Origin of the sequence: Oliverpabstia sp. (genome assembly GCF_022785585.1) — a bacterium.
Taxonomy (GTDB): Bacteria; Bacillota; Clostridia; order Lachnospirales; family Lachnospiraceae; genus Oliverpabstia; species Oliverpabstia intestinalis.
On record NZ_JALFPR010000112.1, the window covers coordinates 1 to 4,013 of the forward strand.

Annotated in this window: 3 protein-coding genes and 1 pseudogene; 3 read left to right on the plus strand and 1 reads right to left on the minus strand. The window is 48.7% G+C overall.

Translation table 11 applies throughout. From position 1 onward, the window contains the following. The coding region (locus MSA64_RS12040; RefSeq protein ID WP_321070357.1) for a DUF6783 domain-containing protein at positions 1 to 109 on the minus strand (109 nt) is incomplete at its 3' end. Between MSA64_RS12040 and MSA64_RS12045 the strand changes: the two are divergent. The 3 genes and pseudogenes from MSA64_RS12045 to MSA64_RS08165 form a co-directional block, all read left to right on the plus strand. Further along, positions 62 to 298: pseudogene (locus MSA64_RS12045) on the plus strand (DUF6783 domain-containing protein); the annotation flags it as partial. The gene MSA64_RS12040 and the pseudogene MSA64_RS12045 sit on opposite strands and share 48 nt — an antisense overlap. 195 nt (positions 299 to 493) lie before the next feature. Then, on the plus strand, positions 494 to 2,113 hold the full coding sequence (locus MSA64_RS08160) for a mannitol dehydrogenase family protein (RefSeq protein WP_287891271.1): 1,620 nt from the start codon (positions 494 to 496) through the stop codon (positions 2,111 to 2,113). Between the two features lie 269 nt (positions 2,114 to 2,382). After that, on the plus strand, positions 2,383 to 4,013 hold a 1,631-nt coding region (locus tag MSA64_RS08165), incomplete at its 3' end, for a S8 family peptidase (RefSeq protein ID WP_287891272.1).

Here is a 4,013-nt window from a genome sequence, read left to right on the forward strand (position 1 = left end):
CCGCAATCTGCAAGCCCCACTTTGCGGTATATTTTACCCTCATTCGGTTGCCGTAGCCCGCTACGCCGCCCTCATTCGGATAAAATCTCCCACAAACTGGGACTCGCAGCTCACGAAAAGCCTTTTTCAAACACGCTCTAGAGCGTGTCTGAAAAAATATAAGAAGCAGTTATTTCTGTACAAAAGTAAGAGTACAGAAATAACTGCTTTTTTTACTTTACGGGAAAGAACTATCAGCCCGCACAGAAAACAGCTCATGAAGATGGATACGATGGCATCCGGGGGACAGAATCGGTGATGTTGGTAAATACATACAAAAAACAAAGATGAAAATTATGCTTTTTGGCACTGGATTTTTCAGGAAAAAAGATATAAACTCAACTTATGATTAAGATACAATCAAAAGTAAAAAACGAAACTCAATGTATCCACAGAAGAAAAAGATTTATGTGGATAACAGATAACAGAAAAAAGAAAGAGGAGGATATTTACCATGAAATTAACACTGGATGGAATCAAAGATCGTCAGGCATGGGAAAAAGCAGGTATCAAACTGCCGGGGTACGATGTGGAAGCAGTATCGAAGAAAGCAAAAGATGCACCGGGATGGGTACATTTTGGAATCGGAAACATTTTCCGTGTTTTCATCGGTGGAATTGCAGACGGACTTCTGGAAGAAGGTGTCCTGGATCGAGGCATTACCTGTGTGGAGACCTTTGATTACGATGTGATAGATAAGATCTATAAACCTTATGACAATCTGAGTATGAGCGTGATCCTCCACGGTGACGGAACCAGAGAATACAAAGTTATGGGAGCGCTGGCAGAGGCGGTAAAAGCACAGTCACCCGATCCGGAACAGTGGAACCGTCTGAAGGAAATCTTCAAAGCAAAATCCCTGCAGCTGGTTTCTTTCACGATCACAGAAAAAGGCTATGCCCTGCAGAAAGCAGACGGCAGCTGGTTCCCGTTTGTGGAAGCAGATATCAACAACGGCCCGGACAGAGCCACCGGAGCAATGGCGGTTCTGACAGCGATGTTATATGAACGTTATAAAGCAGGAAAATATCCGATCGCTCTGGTTTCCATGGACAATTGCTCCAAAAACGGCGCGAAACTGCGGGAGTCTGTACTGACGATGACCGAAGAATGGAAGAAACACGGTTTTGTGGAGCAGGATTTTATGGATTATGTGAGTGATGAAAGCATAGTTGCCTTCCCGTGGACGATGATCGACAAGATCACCCCACGTCCGAGTGAACAGATTGCAGCAGATCTGGAAGCGATTGGTGTAGAAGATATGCAGCCGGTGATCACCGGAAAGAAGACCTATATTGCTCCGTTTGTCAATGCGGAGAAACCACAGTATCTGGTCATTGAAGACAGCTTCCCGAACGGTCGCCCGGCACTGGAAAAGGGATTTGGCGTATATATGGCGGACAGAGAAACCGTGAATCTGTCTGAACGCATGAAAGTGACAGTATGTCTGAATCCGGTACATTCTGCCACCGGTCCGCTGGGTGTAGTACAGGGATATGAACTGTTTGCGCATATGTTAAATACAAACGAAGACATGATGAAGATGGCACGAATGATCGCCTACGACGAAGGCCTTCCGGTCGTTCCGAACCCGGGCATCCTTTCCCCGCAGGCATTTGTGGATGAACTGTTTCATGACCGGTTCCCGAATGAATATCTGGGTGATACCAACATGCGTCTGTCAGTAGATGTATCTCAGATGGTTGGTATCCGCTTTGGCGAAACCATCAAGGCTTATGTAAAGAAATTCGGAGATGCTTCCCGGCTGACTGCTATTCCCCTTGGAATAGCCGGATGGCTGCGCTACATGCTGGGTGTAGACGACGAAGGAAATACATATGAGCTTGCTCCGGATCCTATGAACGAAGAGATTCAGGAACAGTTCAAAGATATCGTGGTTGGAAAACCGGAGACTTTTACGAATCAGCTGAAATCGATTCTTTCCAACGAAAGACTGTTTTTCACAGACCTGTATAAAGACGGTGTGGGAGAAAAAATTGAGACCATGTTCCGTGAGATGCTTGCGGGACCGGGAGCCGTGAAAGCTACGATCCATAAATATGTAAACCAATAAAATAATGAAAAAGGGAAAAGGACTGCTGTTCGGTAGGATATTATTCTGCCCCCAGCAGTCTTTTTGATTGCATTGCATACCAATAATTGGTCCGGTGGATCAATTTTGATTTACACGGGCAATGAGCCAAAGTCCGTGCCTGCACGAAAAACTCGCGGAGAGTGTTTCTCATAGTTCAAGCTGTGTGGATAGGACATCCGGGGAAAAGTAAACGGGAAAAAGCTGCTTCCATATATTGTAGTAGAATGAAAAATCATCAGGAACGGAACATGAATAATCAGAAAACCGGCAACACTTTAAATCTTGCTCTCGATGCCACATCCAGGGAACGGGAAGCATCGATGAATCTGAACGCAGGGTATGAAAAAGACACACAGAGGTGGAAGCTGATCATTCGTTACTTCGGGGCGGCATCGGAGCTTGAGACGGATGAGATTGTTATTACACCCCTTCTTGGAAATTATGGAATTGCAGATATTCCACAGGATCAGATCGAAGGGTTTGCACAGAATCCAGCGGTAGAGTATATCGAAGCACCGAAGAGATTGTATTTTGCTGCATATGAAGGCAGGCAGACTTCCTGTGTGAATCCGGTCCAGAATCAGTCGCCGTATCTGTTTGGTAAAGGGATTCTGATTGCCTGTATCGATTCGGGCGTGGATTATACGCATCCGGACTTTCGGAACGAGGATGGATCCACACGGATCCTGCGGCTGTGGGATCAGTCGATCCCGGGCAATCCCCCCAAAGGGTATCGGATCGGCAGTGAGTACACACAGGAGCAGATCAATCGGGCACTGGAAGCGAATACGATGGCAGAAAGAGAGGCGCTGGTTCCAAGCATAGATACGAGTGGTCACGGGACGGCTGTGCTGGGGATCGCAGCGGGAAATGGAAGAGAAAGTCAGGGAACGGAGCGTGGCGTAGCACCAGAGAGCAGTCTGCTGGTGGTGAAGCTGGGGATCCGGGAACCGAATGGATTTCCCAGAACCACAGAACTGATGCAGGGGGTGGACTATGCGATCCGTACCGCACAGGAGCTTCAGATGCCGGTGGTGATCAATCTGAGCTTCGGAAACAGTTATGGAGCACATAACGGAACCTCTCTGGTGGAAACGTATCTGAATCAGGCAGTTGGGTATGGTCGTGTGACACTCTGTGTGGGAACCGGTAATGAAGGAAATCGGGCAGGGCATACGGCGGGCCGCGTACGACAGGGAGAAAATTATGAGGCAGAACTGGGGATCGGAACTTATGAACCGGCTATGAACCTGCAGATCTGGAAAAACTATCAGGATCAGATGGAGATTGCCCTGGTACATCCGGACGGAACGATTATCGGTCCGCTGGAACAGACGCTGGGAACACAGAGATACCGGCATGCCGGAACACAGCTTCTGATTTATTATGGAAAACCGTCTCCTTACAGCACTTCGCAGGAAATCTACATCGATTTTCTTCCCACAGAAAGTTATATTGACAGCGGCATCTGGCGTATACATCTGATTCCGCGCCGTATCCTGCAGGGAGAATTCTCCATGTGGCTTCCCGGTGGAAAAACAGTAGGGGAAGCCACCCGCTTCTACCGCCCGACCCCGGAAACCACACTTACGATTCCCTCCACCGCGCTGTCTGCCATCTCCGTAGCAGCCTACGATTCCCGCCGCCAGTCCTACGCCGATTTCTCCGGCCGCGGTTACACCCGCCTCCCTGTTCAGATCAAACCGGACCTTGCCGCTCCGGGCGTCGATATCCGTGCACCACGTCCGGGCGGTGGTTATCAGACGGTCACGGGAACCTCCTTTGCAACACCCTTTGTCAGCGGAGCGGCAGCACTTCTGATGGAATGGGGGATTGTGCGGGGAAATGACCCGTATCTGTATGGGGAGAAGGTGAAGAG

Excerpts from the sequence above, each read along its gene's own strand:
- MSA64_RS08160 (WP_287891271.1), top strand. The coding sequence starts at position 494 with ATGAAATTAACACTGGATGGAATCAAAGATCGTCAGGCATGGGAAAAA.